Source organism: Actinoplanes sp. CA-131856 (assembly GCF_050956135.1).
Classification (GTDB): Bacteria; Actinomycetota; Actinomycetes; order Mycobacteriales; family Micromonosporaceae; genus Actinoplanes.
Window position 1 is genome coordinate 3,153,944 of record NZ_CP191849.1, and the last position, 15,194, is coordinate 3,169,137.

Genomic DNA, 15,194 nt, shown 5'->3' on the forward strand with positions numbered 1-15,194 from the left:
GTTCGCGCCTCCGGGAATCCCCCATCCCCAGGAGGCCCGTCCCATGACTCGTCCTCGTACCCCCAGACGCCTCGCCGGCCTGGTCGCGGCGCTGACCGCGATCACCGCCGGCGGTCTGGCCGTGCTCGCCGGCGGCGGCAGCGCGTCGGCCGCGCCGGTCGGCGCCGGCAGCTACACCGAGACCCTGCCGGCCGGGCGCAGCCTGCCCACCGGCTGCGGCTCGATCTCCACCAACCCACGGCAGTACGTCACCGGCAACGCGCCGGCCGGCCCGGTGCCCACCAACGACTGGTGGTCGTCGCTGCTGTTCAAGCGGGTCGACTGCCAGTTCTCGACGCCGCTGTTCGCCGGACCGGCCGCCTACAAGCCCGGCGCCGGCGGCATGGGCCTGTCCTATCAGACCGACGCCGCGATCAGCGGCTCGGCCACCGGCACCGGCGAATACCACTACCCGTACGCGGAGCACGTGCGCGTCGGCGTCGACGGCCTCACCGCCGGCCAGGCCCTGGTCGACGGCTGGAGCGACTGGACGGTCAGCACCCTGCTCTCCGGCGGCGGCCGCACCCTGCGGGCCACCATCGGCCGGGGCCTGCCGCTGTCGTACTACCAGGTGACCGGCGGCGACGCCGTTCTCACCATCACCGGCCCGCCCACCGCCTGGTCGAACAGCGGCAACCGGATCGGCTTCTCGATCGGCGGCCACGACTACGTCGCCTGGGCCCCCACCGGCGCCACCTGGTCGCTGAGCGGCACCACCATCCGCTCCAGCCTGGCCGGTCGTGGCTATCTCTCCGTCGCCGTCCTGCCCACCACGAGCGGCACCAGCACGGCCGACAAGATCGCCCTGGCCGACCGCTTCACCCCGTACGCGCACAACCACGTCACCGGCAGCCGCCTTTCGTACAGCTACAACCAGAACAACGGCACGGTCTCCACGACGTACGCCCTGACGACCACCGCCCGCGAGGGCAGCGGCACCGGCACGGTCATCGCGCTCTACCCGCACCAGTGGCGCTCCCTGACCGGCTCGACGCCGCTCGCGCAGACGTACGTCTCGCCCCGCGGCGCCATGCGCGTGGTCATCGGCACCCAGTTCAGCACCTCCATGACGTACACCGGGGTGCTCCCGGAGATCCCCGCCGTCGGCGACTCCTCCGGAGCCGACCTGTCCACGATCACGACCTATCTCACGAACGAGCTGAACAACCCGGCCGACTTCCGCGGCGACGACACGTACTGGACGGGAAAGGGTCTCGGCCGTGCCGCGCGGATCGCGGAGATCGCCGACCAGCTGAACCTGACCGCCGTGCGTGACTCGGCGCTGAACGTCATCCGCACCCGGCTGACCGACTGGTTCACCGCGTCGGCCGGCAAGACCTCGCGCGTCTTCTACTACGACCGCAACTGGGGCACGCTGATCGGCTATCCGGCCTCCTACGGCTCCGACCAGGAGCTCAACGACCACCACTTCCACTACGGATACTTCGTGGCGGCCGCGGCCACCCTGGCCAAGTTCGATCCCGCCTGGGCCTCCAGCTCCCGCTACGGCGGCATGGTCGACCTGCTGATCCGCGACGCCAACAACTACGACCGCTCCGACACCCGCTTCCCGTACCTGCGCGACTTCGACATCTACGAGGGGCACGACTGGGCGTCCGGGCACGGCTCGTTCGGCGCCGGCAACAACCAGGAGTCGTCGTCGGAGGGCCAGAACTTCGCCAACGCGCTGATCCGGTGGGGCCAGGCCACCGGCAACACCGCGGTCCGCGACGCCGGCGTCTGGATCTACACGACCCAGGCCGCGGCCATCAACGAATACTGGTTCGACGTCCGCAACGAGAACTTCCCGGCCGGCTGGGGCCACAGCTACTCGGCGATCGTGTGGGGCTCGGGCGGCGCCTACGCGACCTGGTTCTCCGGCGAGCACGAGATGATCGTCGGCATCAACATGCTGCCGATCACGGGCGGTCAGTTCTATCTGGGCGACCATCCGGCGGCGGTCCGGAGCACGTACGCCGAGATGGTCCGCAACAACGGCGGCGAGCCCACCCTCTGGCGCGACATGCTGTGGCAGTACCTGGCCCTGGGCGATCCCGAGGGCGCGCTCTCGCGGTTCCGGGCCGACACCTCGTACACCCCGGAGGAAGGTGAGAGCAAAGCGCACACCTTCCACTGGATCCGCAATCTGGCCGCGCTCGGCCAGGTCGACACCACCGTCACGGCCAATCACCCGCTGGCCAAGGTCTTCGTCAAGAACGGGGTCCGGACGTACGTCGCCTCGAACATCACCGGCGCCGCACAGACCGTGACCTTCTCCGACGGGCGGACGTTGTCGCTGCCCGCCGGCCGCACGGTGGCCAGTGGCGCGGTGAACTGGTCGGGCGGAAACGCGAACGGGGGCGGCACCCCGCCGACGGGCTGCGGGAGTGGCACCCTCGTCTCGCAGGGCCGCCCGGTCACCACCTCGTCGACCGAGTCGGCCGCCTACTCCGGCGGCAACGCGGTCGACGGTGACGCCGGCACCCGCTGGTCGTCCGCCTTCGCCGACCCCCAGTGGATCCAGGTCGACCTGGGTTCCTCGCGCACGCTGACCCGGGCCGAGCTCAACTGGGAGGCCGCGTACGGCCGCTCGTACCGCGTCGAGACCTCGCCCGACGGCAGCACCTGGACGACGGCCGCTACGGTGACCGGCACCGGGGCCGGCGGCCAGTTGACCCACGCGCTCAGCGGCAATGCCCGCTACGTGCGTGTCTACGGCACGGAGCGCGGAACCCCGTACGGCTATTCGCTGTGGGAGTTCCGCGTCTACGCCTGCTGATCAGCCTTTTTGCTCAGCCTCGGTGCTCCCGATCGCCGTCAGCAGAGCCTCGCCGGCCGCCTTCGCGGAGGCGGGGTTCTGCCCGGTGATCAGATTGCCGTCCACGACCACGTGCGACGCCCAGGCCGGCCCGCCCTCGAAGACGGCGCCGGCCTGGCGCAGCCGCGTCTCCAGCAGCCACGGCGCGTGCTCGGCGAGCTGGGCCTGCCGCTCCTCGTCGTCGATGAACGAGGTCATCCGCCGCCCGCGGAACAGCCAGCTGCCGTCCGGCGCCCCGGCCGGCAGGAAGGCCGCCAGCCCGTGGCACAGCGCCGCCACCGTCTTGCCCGGGTCCGGCAGCATGGCCGCCAGCACGCGGGCGATGTCGGCGTTCACGGCCAGGTCCTGCATGGGCCCGTGCCCACCCGGAATGAGCACGGCGTCGAAGCCGGCCGGGTCGACGTCTTCCAGCCGAACCGGCTTCGCCAGCACGTCGGCGAGGCTCTCCAGATAGCCGCGGATCTCATCACTGTCGATGCTCTTCTCATCGGCGACCGGCACCAGACCCCCGGGGGTGGCGACGGTCACGCCGGCGCCGGCTTCGACCAGCATTTTGTACGGCGTGACGAACTCCTCGGCCCAGAACCCGGTCGGATGTTGCGTGCCGTCGGTCCAGGTCCACACGCGGGCCGACGACAACACGACGAGTACAGATGCCATTTCTTCCTCCACTTGGTTGCTGATCCGACCGTATGGAGTCCGCCGCCGCCCGGTTATGCCGTCTGGAGATAACCGCCGGGGGTACGCTCGCCCGGTGGTCGACCTGCGCCATCTGAGCACCTTCGTGGCCGTCGCCGAGGAGGGCAGCTTCTCGGCCGCGGCCACCCGCCTGCGCACGGCCCAGTCAGCGGTCTCCCGCACGATCCGCGACCTGGAGCGCAGCCTGGGCAAGCAGCTGTTCGACCGCAGCACCCACCACGTGGCCCTCACTCAGGCCGGCCACGCCACCCTCGACTCGGCCCGGGCCGCCCTGGCCGCCGCCGACACAGTCCGCCTGACCGCGAACAACGCCGGCGACTGCATCCGCTGCCCCCATGACGGCACGAAGAAGCTCTGACGACTCAGCGGCCTGTCCACGGCGGTTTTCCGTCGTCGGGCAGCCGTCCGAGACTGCTGCCTCGGTCCAGCGGAAGAAGCTCCGATCGGCTTCGAGCGAGTGAGCCAACGCGGCCGATCGACAGCGGGGAGCCCCTCCAAGGGGGCGGACCGGACGCCGCCGCCCTGGTGGGGAGTGGGCGGCGGCGAGACCGCGGACTACCTCAGCGCGGGGCTTCGGGCGAGGCGTTCGAGCTGGGGCAGGTCGATGGCGCCGGCCATGGCCAGGAAGCCGGCACGGTTGGGGTGCAGGTGGTCGCCCGGGCCGCCGATGCTGCTGTTGGTGTCGTAGGCGGGCAAGAGGTGGCCCGGGTTGGCCGGGTCCTCGGTGACGGCGGAGAAGTCGGCCACGCCGTCGAACTGGCCGCTGGTGCGGATGAAGTCGTTGATGGCGCGGCGCTTGGCGTCGGTCTCGGGGGTGCCGTACAGGCCGAACTCGGTGCCGGCGGACGGGGTCAGCGTGGCGCCGACGATCTTGATGCCGCGGGCGTGGACACGGCGGATGATCTCCTTGTAGCCGGTGATCACCTGGTCCGCGGTGGCGCCTCCGCCGCCCAGGTCGTTGATGCCCTCGAGCAGGATGACGACGCGGACGCCGGGGCGGTCGATCACGTCGCGGTCGAGCCGGTCGAGCGCGGGCGGTCCGTCGCAGGGGGTGCAACCTCCGGGCGTACGGCCGATGCGCGTGACCATGTTGCCGCCGATCGCCTCCGTCACGACGTCGAGTCGGCTGCCGGCCTGGTCGAGGCGGCGTTGCAGGACGTCGGGCCAGCGGTCGCTGCCGTTGATCGTGGAGAAGAACCCGTCGGTGATGGAGTCGCCGAAGGCGACGACCGTGCCACCGTCCCGGCGCTCGGCCAGCACCTCGGAGAGGAAGAACCACGACGTCGTGGAGTGCGGGAAGGCCAGGTCGGCGATGTCGGCGGTGTGGTCGCCGGCCTTCGGGTCGGTCAGATAGGACGTGGTGAACGAGGCCGCGTGCCACGTCATCGGGCCGCTGGCGCCGGCCACGTGCAGGCTCACCGCGAGGCGCTGCGACCGCGCGTCGGAGATCCGCACCGGGACCGGGTCGCTCAGCACCGTGCGGCCGGCCGGGACCGTCACCGAGCGCCGGCCCGAGAAGGCCAGCGGGCGGTTCGTGCCGGGCGCGAGGTTGGCGCCGCTCGACTGGAGGCCGGCGTACACGTTCCGGAAGGTGACCGGGCCGGTGCCGTACTCGTTGGTCAGCCGCACCCGCCAGCTCGTGCCGGCCGAGTTCGGTTGCACGATCATGCGCAGGGTCTGGTCGACGGCCTGGTTGCCGGGCAGGGCCGGGGTCAGGTCGGGCTGGCCGACCGTGTAGCCGTCGGGATAGACACCCTGGGCCGAGGCGGTCCAGCCGCTGGACCAGGACCGTGGTTCATGTGCGCTCGCCGCCACCGGCGTGAGCAGGACGAGGGCGATCGAGGCGACAACGGTTCTCCGGAGCATGGCACTCCCCACTCATCGATGGTCGTCGCTATCATGCGCAGCCTTGTCCTGGCGATACAAGGCTTGGAAGACCATGGGTGCCCGGCCCGCGGAGAGCGATCGTCGGGGCATGACGACAACGATCACCCACTGGATCGCCGGCGCCGCTGTGGCCGGCACCTCCGGACGTACCATCAAGGTCATCAATCCCGCGACCGGCGAAGCCGTCGCCGAGACCCCGGCCGGCACCGCGGCCGAGGTCGACCTGGCCGTCACCGCCGCCCGGTCCGCCTTCCCCGGCTGGGCCGCCACCTCTCCGGCCGAGCGCGCGGCCGTGGTCCGCCGCATCGCCGACGGGCTGAAGAGCCGCACCGAGGAGATCGCCGCGGCCATCACCTCCGAGATGGGCGCACCGATCACCCTGTCCCGCACCGCCCAGGCCGCCTTCCCGGTGCTGGTCACCGAGTCGATGCTGGGCGTCGTCGAGGACTTCCCGTGGACCGAGCAGGTCGGCGGCTCGCTGATCGTGCGCGAGCCGATCGGCGTGGTCGGCGCCATCACGCCGTGGAACTTCCCGCTCCAGCAGGTCGTGTCGAAGCTGACCCCGGCCCTGCTGGCCGGCAACACGATCGTCTTCAAGCCGTCGGAGAAGGCGCCGCTGACCGCCGCCATCCTGGCCGAGGTGGCCACCGGGGCCGGCCTGCCCGGCGGCGTCCTCAACGTCGTCTACGGCGACGGCCCCACCGTCGGTGAGGCCATCTCGGCCCACCCCGGCATCGACATGATCTCTTTCACCGGCTCCACGCGGGCCGGCCGCCGCATCGGCGAGGTCGCGGCCGCGACGGTCAAGCGGGTGGCGCTGGAACTGGGCGGCAAGGGCGCCAACCTGATCCTCGACGACGCCGACCTGGAGCAGGCCGTCACGAAGGGCCTGGCCATGGCCTTCACCAACGGCGGTCAGGTCTGCGGCGCGTGGCCGCGCATCCTTGTCCCCCGCGACCGCCAGGACGAGATCGTCGAGCTGGTGGTCAAGGCGGCCGCGGCCTACAAGGTCGGCGACCCGCTCGACGAGACCACGGTGATCGGGCCGATGGCCTCGGAGGAGCACCGGCAGAAGGTCGACAGTTACATCCGGCGCGGCATCGCCGACGGCGCCCGGCTGGTCTACGGCGGTCCGGGCCGGCCCTTCGAGAAGGGCGCCTACGTGCGCCCGACCGTCTTCGCCGACGTCGACCCGGCCAGCGCCATCGCCCAGGAGGAGATCTTCGGGCCGGTGCTGACGATCATTCCGTACGCCGATGAGGAGGAGGCCGTGGCCATCGCCAACGGCACGATGTACGGCCTGACGAGTGGCGTGTTCGGCGAGCGTGAGCACGCGCTGGCGGTGGCCAGGAGGCTGCGCGCGGGCCAGGTCGACGTGAACGACGGCCACTGGAACCCGCTCGCGCCGTTCGGCGGATACAAGCAGTCCGGCAACGGCCGCGAGTTCGGCCGGCCCGGCCTGGAGGAGTTCCTGGAGACCAAGGCCATTCAGATCTGAGTGGTACGAGGTTGTACCGCACCGTTCACGGACCCGGCTACGGTCGGCGCATGAACGAGGTGGGAGGGCGGATCCGGGCTCGCCGCCTGATGCGGGGGTGGAGCGTCCGGTTCGCGGCGAGCCGGGCCGGGATCTCGCACGCGACGTGGAGCCGGATCGAGCGGGGGCTCCAGTCGGCGGACAACCGGATCACGCTCGGCGGCATCGCGGCCGCCCTCGAATGTTCGCCGGCCGACCTGGTGGGCGCGCCCGTCTCGACCGAGGACCGGGAGCTTGTGGCGGCGCTGGCCGGGGCTCAGGCCGTACGGCAGGCCCTCATCGATGTTGATCTGAGCGAGCCGAGCGAGAGGGAGGCGCCCCCGATCGAGCTGCTGGCCCGGACGGCCGATCTGGCCGAGTCGTTGTTGCAGGCGTGCGACTACGCGGGGGTGACGAGGGTCCTGCCGGGGCTTCTGCGTGACCTGCACGTGGAGACGGCGGGGCCGGACGCGCCGAGGGCGCTGGCGTTGCTGTCGACGGTGGCGTCCACGGCGTCGTCGGTGCTGAGGGAGCTGGAGTTGCCGGCCGACGCGTGGCTGGCGGCCGAGCGCTGTCATGAGGCGGCGGACGCCTGCGGCGATCCGGTGCTTCAGGGGTACGCCGCCTACACGCGGGCCAGCGCGGCGACGATGGCCGGCTCCTACCAGCGGGGTCTCACCCTGGCCGAGAGGGCGGCCGGCGAGTTGCAGCGGCATCTGGCCCGGCCCGGCGCGGCCGAGGTGCTCGGCTGCCTCCAGCTGTTGTGCGCGCTGTCCAGCCAGGGCGCGAAAAGGCTGGACGAGAGCCGATCCTGGTCGGCTGAGGCGGCCGAGCTGGCCCGGCGCACGGGCGAGACGACGACGCTGGGCCTGTATTTCGGCCCGACCAACGTGGGCCTGTGGCGGATCAGCATCGAGGCCGAGGACGGCGACCCCGGGCACGCCCTGGAGACGGCCCGGCGGATCACGCCGGCGGCCCTGCCGATCGGCCTGCGCCAGGTGTACTACTACGCCGACACGGCCCGGGCGCTGGCCGCGCTGCGCCACCGCGACCGCGAGGCGATCAGGCTGCTGCTGACGGCGGAGCGGATCGCCCCGCAGCATGTGCACCGTTCAGCCGAGATCTTCCAGACCGTGCAGGAGCTGCTGGACCGTTCCCGCCGCCAGTCCGGAGGAGGCGAGTTGCGCGCATTGAGCGCCCGCATGCAGGTCGCCTGAGCTTGGGCGCCGCCGCTTCGGTCTTCGCGGGCGGGTCGCCCGCTGCCTTGTCGCCGCCGCTTCGCTCCTCGCGGGCAGGTCGCCCGCTGCCTTGTCGCCGCCGCTTCGCTCCTCGCGGGCGGGGCGCCCGCTGCCTTGTCGCCACCGCTTGTGCGTTCGCGGGCGGGTCGCCTGACGGAGGGGGCCGCCGTAGAGTCTCCCGAAACGGAACGGGCGGGAGCGGGCTGTGCGCGAGGATCTTCACGACGATTTCGCCCGGGTGAGCGGCACGCTCGTCACCATGGCCAAGGCCGTCCGCGAGACGATGAGGCAGGCCGGGGCCGCGCTGCTCGCCGCCGACCCGACGCTGGCCCAGCAGGCGGTCGACCGCGGCATCGAGATCGCCGTGCTGCACCGGGTCGCCGAGGACAGGGCGTACGACCTGGTAGCCGCGAAACATCCGGCCCCGGCCGACCTGCGCATGGTGCTGACCGCGGTGAACGTGGCGGCCGACCTCAAACGCATGGGCGAGCTGGCCGTGCATGTCGCCCGCTCCACGCTGCGCCGCAACCCGGCCCCGGCGGTAGCGCCCGAGCTGGCCGATCTCTTCCGCGCCATGAACGCGGTGGCCGACGAACTCGCCGGCAAGATCGTGGCCGCCCTGGCCGGCCACGACGCGGTGCTGGCGGCCCAGCTCGACGGCGACGACGACGAGATGGACCGGCTGCACACCCGGTTGTTCGCGGTCATGCTCAGCCCCGAGTGGCCGCTGGGCGTGGAGGCCGCCATCGACGGCGCGCTGCTGGGCCGCTACTACGAGCGGTTCGCCGACCGCGCCGTCAACGTGGGCCACCGCGTCATGGAGCTCACGCCGGCGTGATGACGACCTTCAGAGCCGAGTGGGCGGCCGCATTACCGAAGACGCCATAAGCCTCCTCCATCTGATCAAAGGTGAACGCGTGGGTGCCCATCTTCTCGGCCGGGATGCGCCCACTCGCCACCATCTTCAGCAGCGTAGGAATGGAAACGGTGTCGACCAGCCCCATGGTCAACCGCACATTCTTGATCCACATGTCCTGCATGGGCAGCTCGACCGGCACTCCATGAACGCCGATGTTGGCGATGGTGCCACCCGGCCGCACCAGATAGGCGGCGGTCAACAGCGTCTCGGGATAGCCGACGGCCTCGATGGCCACGTCGACCCCATCGGTGAGCCCGAGAATCTCGTCGACGGTGCCCGGCCCGGCCTCGAAGGCATCGGTGGCACCGAACTCGAGCGCCTTCTCCAGCCGGAACTTGTTGGAGTCGACGGCGATGACCCGTGACGCACCCCAGAGCCCGGTGGTGAGAATGGCGGCCAGCCCGACCGCGCCCGCGCCGACCACGGCCACGGTGGCCCCGGGCCGCACTTCGCCGGCCAGCACGCCGACCTCGTACCCGGTGGGCAGGGCGTCGGCCAGGAAGATCGCCTGCTGATCGGTGACCCCGGCCGGCACCGCGTGGAGCGACGTGTCGGCGTACGGCACCCGGACCATCTCGGCCTGGGTCCCGTCGATCAGATGCCCGAAGATCCAGCCGATCCCACCCACGGTCTGGCAGTGCGACGGCATGCCCCGCTGGCAGTAGGAACAACGCCCGCACTTGGTGATCGCCGGAACCAGCACCCGATCACCGACGGCGAACCCTTTGACAGCATCCCCGACGGCGGTGACAGTGCCGAGGGCTTCGTGCCCGAGGATGCGCCCATCGGTCACCGCGGCCACGTCCCCGTGCAGAATATGCAGGTCGGTGCCGCAGATGGTGGTGGTGTCGACCCGCACGACGACGTCGGTCGGTTCCTGAACCGTCGCGTCGGGAACGTCCTCCCAGGCTTTGCGCCCGGGGCCGTGATAGACGAGTGCCTTCATGACGACGACGCTAGGGTCCGGGGCCGAACATGCCTGTCGCATTATGCGACGCGGTAGCCGACACCGGGCAGCGTGACGATCGCGGCCGGCTCGCCAAGCTTGCGGCGCAGACGCCCGACAGTAACGGTGACCGTATTGGTGAACGGGTCGGCGTTCTCATCCCAAACCTGCTCCAATAGCGCTTCAGCACTCAGATAGCCGGGCGCCGCCCGCATGAGCGCCTCAAGCAGCCCAAATTCCTTGACGGACAGATTCAGCCGTACGCCGGCCCGAGCGGCCGTCCGCCGTATCGGATCAAGCTCGAGGTCCCCGACAGCGAGCCGACGGGGATGGGCCGCCGGCCGCCGTCGCCCCAGCGACTGCACCCGCAGCACCAACTCGGGAAAGTGAAACGGCTTGGCCAGATAGTCGTCGGCCCCGAGCGTCAGCCCCCGCACCCGGTCATCGGCCGACCCGGCCGCGGTCAGCATGAGCACCATGGCCCGCCCCTCCCGCCCCGTGATCATCTCGCACAGGGTGTCCCCACCGAGCCCCGGCAGATCCCGGTCAAGAACCACAACGTCATACGACGCGAGATCCAGCTTCGCCGCCGCCGCCAGCCCATCGAGCGCCACATCCACGGCCATCCCTTGATCACGCAGCCCTTCGGCCACCACTTCGGCCAGCGTGACCGCGTCCTCCACAACGAGAACCCTCACCGCGCCCCCTCCTCACAAGAAGGAAGCCGAATCTCCACCCGAAGCCCACCCTGCGGCCGAGCCCGAGCCACGAGCGCCCCACCATGAGCCGAGGCCACCGCCGAAGCGATAGCCAGGCCAAGCCCGGTGCCCAACCACGTGCCCGCTCGCTCGCCCACCCCCGCGCCCGGCCGCTCGCCCGGCCCCGTGTTCGCGGCCGCTCGCTCGCCCAGCCCCGTGGTCGCGGCCGCCCGTTCGTCTGTTCCCGTGTCCGCGCCCGCTCGCTCGCCCGTTCCCGCAATGGCGCTCGCCCACTCGGCCGGGCCTGTGTGCGCGGCTGCGGCGATGCGGGCGGTGCCCAGGCGGCGGAACGGGCGGCCCAGCGTTTCTACCTCCGCGGGGTCGAGCACAGGGCCGTCGTTCTCGACGACCAGCGTGCCGGGGGACAGGGTCACCTGCCACCAGCCACCCGGCTCGCCGTGCCGGACAGCGTTGCCGACCACGTTGGACACCATCCGGGCGAGCAGCACGGGGTTGCCGACGGTCACGAAGTCGTCCCCGGCCACCGGCGTCCCGGCCGGGATCAGCGACCGCACCGACAGCGTCATGCGCCCGTCGAGCGCCCCGTGCTGCGCCCGCGCCAGCACGAGCAAGCCCTCCAACAGCCGTTCGAGCTGATCGAGCTCGGCCCGGACCCGCCCCGCCAGCCGGCCCACCTCGGACGGCGCGGACGGCTTGGCCTCGGCCACGTCGACCGCGGCCCGCATCGTGGCCAGTGGCGTGCGCAGCTCGTGCGACGCGTCGGCCACGAAACGGCGCTGCGCCGCGAACGACTCCTCCAGCCGCTCCAGGAGATCGTCGATGGTGTCGGCCAGCGCCTTGACCTCGTCCGCCGGCCCTTTCGCGGCGAGCCGCCGGTGCAGGCTGTCGGCGCTGATCCGGCGGGTGGCCGCGGTGATGGTCCGCAGCGGCCGCAGCACAGTGCCCGCCGCGGCCCGGCCCATCAAGAGAGCCACCAGCACCATGACGACCATCGCCACCAGCGCGCCGAACACCAAGCGGCGGTCCTGCGCCTGATATTCGATCTCGAGCTGGTCGGCTACGACCGGGCTCAGCTGAGTATTTATGAAGTCGCCGGCCGGCCGGCTCACCCGTAGGCTGAGCGCGGCCATGATCGCGATCAGGCCGGTGCCGGAGATCGCGAAAAGCATTCCGTACAACAGGGTGTAGCGCAGCCGTACGCTCATCCGCACAGCATGCCCGCCCGGACCTAACAGCGGAATGACAGCGTTCGTCGCGCTGAGGTTAGGCCCGGATCCGTAGAAATTCGGGCATGGCAACCATCGAAGTGAACGGACTGCAGAAGCGGTTCGGCGCGTCGACCGCCCTGGACGGGATGACCTTCGTCGTGCGGCCCGGGTGGGTGACCGGTTTCGTCGGCCCGAACGGCGCCGGCAAGTCGACCACTCTGCGCACGATCGCCGGCCTGGACCGGCCCGACGCCGGCACGGCGACCATCGGCGGCCGAAGATACGCCGACCTTACTTATCCGATGCGGCACTGCGGTGCCCTGCTCGACCCGCACGCCCTCCATCCGGCTCGCTCCGGCCGCAACCATCTGCGCTGGCTGGCCGCCTCGCAAGACCTGCCGTCCCGGCGGGCCGACGAGGTGCTGGAGCTGACTGGCCTGACCGCAGCCGGCCGCCGCGCGGCCGGCGGCTATTCGCTCGGCATGCGCCAGCGGCTGGGCGTGGCCGTGGCCCTGCTCGGTGACCCACCGGTGCTCCTGCTCGACGAGCCGTTCAACGGCCTCGACCCGGCCGGCATCGTCTGGATGCGCTGCCTGCTGCGCGACCTGGCTGCCGAGGGCCGTTCGGTGCTGGTCTCCAGCCACTTGATGAGCGAGTTGCAGGACATGGCCGGTCACGTGGTGGTGGCCGGGCACGGCCGGGTGATCGCCGACGCTGCGGTGGATGACCTGATCGGGAAGTATTCGTCCCTGGAAGCCGCCTATCTGGAGCTGACCGCGAGCGTGGGAGGCATCCGATGATCCTCCGTGCCGAGTGGCTGAAGTTCCGCACTGTCAGGAGCTGGGCCGCCGGTCTCGCGGCAGCTGCGCTGATCATGGTGGCGCTCGGTGTCCTGTTCGCCTCCGGAGCGAGCATGTCCTGCATGGACGGCACGCGTGAGGTCGACTGCCCGGCCCCGCCGACCGACTCGGCGGGCCGCTCGGTGCAGGACAAGTTCACGTTCGTCAATCGCCCACTCGACGGCGACGGCTCGATCACCGCGAAGGTGGGCGGCCTCGACGGCACCATCACCTATCCACCGCCGAACCACGACGAGATCGTGCGCGGCGTGGTCCCGTGGGCCAAGGCGGGCCTGATGATCAAGGACGGTACGAGACCCGGCGCCGACTACGCGGCGGTGATGCTCACCGGCGACCATGGCGTGCGCATGCAGTCTGCCTTCACTCGCGACACGGCCGGCCCGCCGCTCAAGGAGGCCTGGCTGCGCCTCACCCGGGACGGCGACGAGATCACCGGCTACGTCTCGGACAACGGCAACACCTGGCAAAAGCTTGATTCAGTACGCCTGGACGGCCTGCCCGCCACGGCCCGCATCGGCCTGTTCGTCACCTCACCGAGCGGCTACACGGTCGAGGAACGCGCCCAGGGCGGTCACGCGGTCGCGGCTCGATGGACCCAGGCGACCGCCGAGTTCAGCCAGATCAGCTCGGGCGGTGCCTGGTCCGACTCGCTGGTCGGCTACACCGATTACCGCACCACGTGGGAGCAGACCCACCCGCCCGGCCACACCGAGTCCGGCGGCGTCATCACCGTGGCCGGCGCCGGTGAGATCGGCCCCGACAGTGAGAACGGCCTGGCGATCGAGCGGACCCTGACCGGCGTTTTCGCGGCGCTCCTGCCGCTGATCGTGGTGGGCGCCCTGTGCGGCACGGCCGAGTTCCGGCACGGCATGATCCGCACGACGCTGGCCGCGATGCCCCACCCGCTCCACGTGTCGGCCGCGAAGGCCGTGGTCGTCGGCGCGGCTGCCCTGGCGGCCGGCTTGGTAGCGGTGAGCGTGACCCTGCCGGTGACATTGCGGATGTTGCACGCCCACGCCGTGGTCATCCTCGCCGTCCCGTGGCCGACCGTCCTGCGCGTGGCGATCGGCACGGCCCTGCTGCTGTCGTTGGCGGCGCTTCTGGCGTACGGCCTCGGATCGCTCCTGCGCAGAGCCGTGCCCGCCGTCCTAGCCGCGGCCACCCTCCTGCTCGCGCCCCCGATCCTGGCCCTGACATCGGTCCTGCCGCCCGACGTCGGCGTCTGGCTCCTGCGGCTGACGCCGGGCGCCGCGTTCGCGATCCAGCAGAGCATTCCGGCCTACCCACAGGCCTCGCGTCCTCAGACGGTCCTCGACGGCTACTACCCCCTGCCACCCTGGGCGGGTTTGGCGGTCCTGGCGCTCTACGCCGTGGTCGCTGTCGCCGCCGCGGCGTGGCGCCTCTACCGGGAACACGCCGCTCCGCCTGCACGCGACCACCGCTCGGAGCCGCAGTCGCTCGTCCGGGACGCGGCGTGATGCCGGAGGCGCGGCGTGGCGCCGCGCGTCGCGAGCCGGATCCGCCGGGACCGGGACCGTGGCAGGGGTCGGGGCAGGCATCAGGACCGGGGCACGGGCCAGGACTCGGGGCGGAGTCGAAGCCGTGGCCGGGATCGGGCATGAGGGGTGCGCTGGCGGCGGAGATCGGCAAGCTGAGGAGCGGTGGCTTCGGGTTGGTCGTGCCGCTGGTCCTTGCGGTATTGCTGACCGCCGGTGGGGTGGTGCTCGGGGAGCAGGCGGTCGATCCGGTCCAGCTGCGGTTGCTGGGTGTCCGTCTGGGACAGGCGGCCATGGCGGCGGTCGGTGTGCAGATGCTTGCTGGTGAGTACGGCAATGGGCTGATTCGTGCCACGCTGCTGGCCGTTCCGCGCCGTCGGCACGTGCTCAGTGCCAAGGCCGTCCTGCTCATCGTGGGGGTTACACCGGCCGCCGTGCTGGGCGTGGGCGTCGCGGTGATTGGGCTACCGACCGGCGGGGGCATGCTGCGGGCCGCTGGCGAGTCCGTTCTGCACCTGATCCTCGTCGCGCTGCTCGGCCTCGGAGTGGCCGCCGCCGTGCGTAGCTCCGCCGCTGCGATAGGGGTCGTGCTGGCGCTGCTCTACCTGGCGCCGATGCTGCTGTGGATGCTGCCCGACCCGGACTGGGGGCGTTTCCTCTATCGCCTGACCCCGGCTACGGCTGTGCAGGCGCTGACCACGACGGTCGACAACGGCGCGCTGCCGCTGGGACCGTGGGCCGCTCTCGGCGTCGTCGCGGCCTGGGCGATGGGTGCGCTCGCCGTCGGCGCGTTCCTCTTCCAACGCCGAAACGCGTAGATAGATCGGAGTTTGCCGATGTCCGTTTGGC

At 71.3% G+C, this 15,194-nt stretch carries 13 protein-coding genes; 8 read left to right on the top strand and 5 right to left on the bottom strand.

Annotated elements, in window-relative coordinates:
• The first annotated feature begins 43 nt into the window (after positions 1-43).
• Positions 44-2,818 carry a glycosyl hydrolase gene (locus tag ACQP2X_RS14845; RefSeq protein ID WP_498697332.1) on the top strand — a complete coding sequence of 925 codons (2,775 nt, stop codon included), beginning with the start codon at positions 44-46 and terminating at the stop codon, positions 2,816-2,818.
• Here ACQP2X_RS14845 and ACQP2X_RS14850 read toward each other — a convergent pair whose 3' ends face one another.
• The gene (locus ACQP2X_RS14850; RefSeq protein WP_498697333.1) at positions 2,819-3,517 is read right to left on the bottom strand and encodes a type 1 glutamine amidotransferase domain-containing protein; all 699 of its coding nucleotides are present in this window, start codon (positions 3,515-3,517) and stop codon (positions 2,819-2,821) included. It lies immediately after the preceding gene.
• A gap of 94 nt (positions 3,518-3,611) precedes the next feature.
• On the opposite strand from ACQP2X_RS14850, the gene ACQP2X_RS14855 reads away from it, so the two are divergent.
• Entirely contained in the window at positions 3,612-3,914 is a 303-nt protein-coding gene (locus tag ACQP2X_RS14855) for a LysR family transcriptional regulator (protein ID WP_498697334.1), read from the top strand.
• Between the two features lie 197 nt (positions 3,915-4,111).
• Here the strand turns inward: ACQP2X_RS14855 and ACQP2X_RS14860 are convergent, their stop codons facing one another.
• Positions 4,112-5,422 carry an SGNH/GDSL hydrolase family protein gene (locus tag ACQP2X_RS14860; protein ID WP_498697335.1) on the bottom strand — a complete coding sequence of 437 codons (1,311 nt, stop codon included), beginning with the start codon at positions 5,420-5,422 and terminating at the stop codon, positions 4,112-4,114.
• Positions 5,423-5,531: 109 nt separating this feature from the next.
• Between ACQP2X_RS14860 and ACQP2X_RS14865 the strand changes: the two genes are divergently transcribed.
• The 3 genes from ACQP2X_RS14865 to ACQP2X_RS14875 all read left to right on the top strand — a co-directional run bounded on the left by ACQP2X_RS14865 (position 5,532) and on the right by ACQP2X_RS14875 (position 9,035).
• Positions 5,532-6,941 carry an aldehyde dehydrogenase family protein gene (locus ACQP2X_RS14865; RefSeq protein WP_498697337.1) on the top strand — a complete coding sequence of 470 codons (1,410 nt, stop codon included), beginning with the start codon at positions 5,532-5,534 and terminating at the stop codon, positions 6,939-6,941.
• A 50-nt stretch (positions 6,942-6,991) separates the two neighbouring features.
• Positions 6,992-8,176 carry a helix-turn-helix domain-containing protein gene (locus ACQP2X_RS14870; RefSeq protein ID WP_498697339.1) on the top strand — a complete coding sequence of 395 codons (1,185 nt, stop codon included), beginning with the start codon at positions 6,992-6,994 and terminating at the stop codon, positions 8,174-8,176.
• 226 nt (positions 8,177-8,402) lie between these two features.
• On the top strand, positions 8,403-9,035 hold the full coding sequence (locus ACQP2X_RS14875) for a phosphate signaling complex PhoU family protein (protein ID WP_498697340.1): 633 nt from the start codon (positions 8,403-8,405) through the stop codon (positions 9,033-9,035).
• Here the strand turns inward: ACQP2X_RS14875 and ACQP2X_RS14880 are convergent.
• The 3 genes from ACQP2X_RS14880 to ACQP2X_RS14890 are packed head-to-tail and all read right to left on the bottom strand — an operon-like array spanning position 9,022 to position 11,986.
• The gene (locus ACQP2X_RS14880; RefSeq protein WP_498697341.1) at positions 9,022-10,062 is read right to left on the bottom strand and encodes an alcohol dehydrogenase catalytic domain-containing protein; all 1,041 of its coding nucleotides are present in this window, start codon (positions 10,060-10,062) and stop codon (positions 9,022-9,024) included. The genes ACQP2X_RS14875 and ACQP2X_RS14880 overlap by 14 nt on opposite strands.
• 41 nt (positions 10,063-10,103) lie before the next feature.
• Positions 10,104-10,760: a response regulator transcription factor gene (locus ACQP2X_RS14885; RefSeq protein WP_498697342.1), complete on the bottom strand. Its 657-nt coding sequence runs from the start codon at positions 10,758-10,760 to the stop codon at positions 10,104-10,106.
• Positions 10,757-11,986 carry a sensor histidine kinase gene (locus tag ACQP2X_RS14890; protein WP_498697344.1) on the bottom strand — a complete coding sequence of 410 codons (1,230 nt, stop codon included), beginning with the start codon at positions 11,984-11,986 and terminating at the stop codon, positions 10,757-10,759. The genes ACQP2X_RS14885 and ACQP2X_RS14890 overlap by 4 nt, the downstream gene beginning before the upstream one ends.
• Before the next feature lie 86 nt (positions 11,987-12,072).
• Here ACQP2X_RS14890 and ACQP2X_RS14895 point away from each other — a divergent pair, with 86 nt between their 5' ends.
• The 3 genes from ACQP2X_RS14895 to ACQP2X_RS14905 all read left to right on the top strand — a co-directional run bounded on the left by ACQP2X_RS14895 (position 12,073) and on the right by ACQP2X_RS14905 (position 15,163).
• Positions 12,073-12,789 carry an ABC transporter ATP-binding protein gene (locus ACQP2X_RS14895; RefSeq protein ID WP_498697345.1) on the top strand — a complete coding sequence of 239 codons (717 nt, stop codon included), beginning with the start codon at positions 12,073-12,075 and terminating at the stop codon, positions 12,787-12,789.
• Positions 12,786-14,327 carry a hypothetical protein gene (locus tag ACQP2X_RS14900; RefSeq protein WP_498697346.1) on the top strand — a complete coding sequence of 514 codons (1,542 nt, stop codon included), beginning with the start codon at positions 12,786-12,788 and terminating at the stop codon, positions 14,325-14,327. Before ACQP2X_RS14895 ends, ACQP2X_RS14900 begins: the two co-directional genes overlap by 4 nt.
• Positions 14,328-14,467: 140 nt before the next feature.
• On the top strand, positions 14,468-15,163 hold the full coding sequence (locus ACQP2X_RS14905) for an ABC transporter permease subunit (protein ID WP_498697348.1): 696 nt from the start codon (positions 14,468-14,470) through the stop codon (positions 15,161-15,163).
• The last annotated feature ends 31 nt before the right edge of the window (positions 15,164-15,194 follow it).

What these genes read in the sequence shown, in the direction of transcription:
- ACQP2X_RS14845 (WP_498697332.1), top strand. Translation starts at nt 44, where the DNA reads ATGACTCGTCCTCGTACCCCCAGACGCCTCGCCGGCCTGGTCGCGGCG.
- ACQP2X_RS14850 (WP_498697333.1), bottom strand. Translation starts at nt 3,517, where the DNA reads ATGGCATCTGTACTCGTCGTGTTGTCGTCGGCCCGCGTGTGGACCTGG.
- ACQP2X_RS14860 (WP_498697335.1), bottom strand. Translation starts at nt 5,422, where the DNA reads ATGCTCCGGAGAACCGTTGTCGCCTCGATCGCCCTCGTCCTGCTCACG.
- ACQP2X_RS14865 (WP_498697337.1), top strand. Translation starts at nt 5,532, where the DNA reads ATGACGACAACGATCACCCACTGGATCGCCGGCGCCGCTGTGGCCGGC.
- ACQP2X_RS14870 (WP_498697339.1), top strand. Translation starts at nt 6,992, where the DNA reads ATGAACGAGGTGGGAGGGCGGATCCGGGCTCGCCGCCTGATGCGGGGG.
- ACQP2X_RS14880 (WP_498697341.1), bottom strand. Translation starts at nt 10,062, where the DNA reads ATGAAGGCACTCGTCTATCACGGCCCCGGGCGCAAAGCCTGGGAGGAC.
- ACQP2X_RS14890 (WP_498697344.1), bottom strand. Translation starts at nt 11,986, where the DNA reads ATGAGCGTACGGCTGCGCTACACCCTGTTGTACGGAATGCTTTTCGCG.
- ACQP2X_RS14895 (WP_498697345.1), top strand. Translation starts at nt 12,073, where the DNA reads ATGGCAACCATCGAAGTGAACGGACTGCAGAAGCGGTTCGGCGCGTCG.
- ACQP2X_RS14900 (WP_498697346.1), top strand. Translation starts at nt 12,786, where the DNA reads ATGATCCTCCGTGCCGAGTGGCTGAAGTTCCGCACTGTCAGGAGCTGG.
- ACQP2X_RS14905 (WP_498697348.1), top strand. Translation starts at nt 14,468, where the DNA reads ATGAGGGGTGCGCTGGCGGCGGAGATCGGCAAGCTGAGGAGCGGTGGC.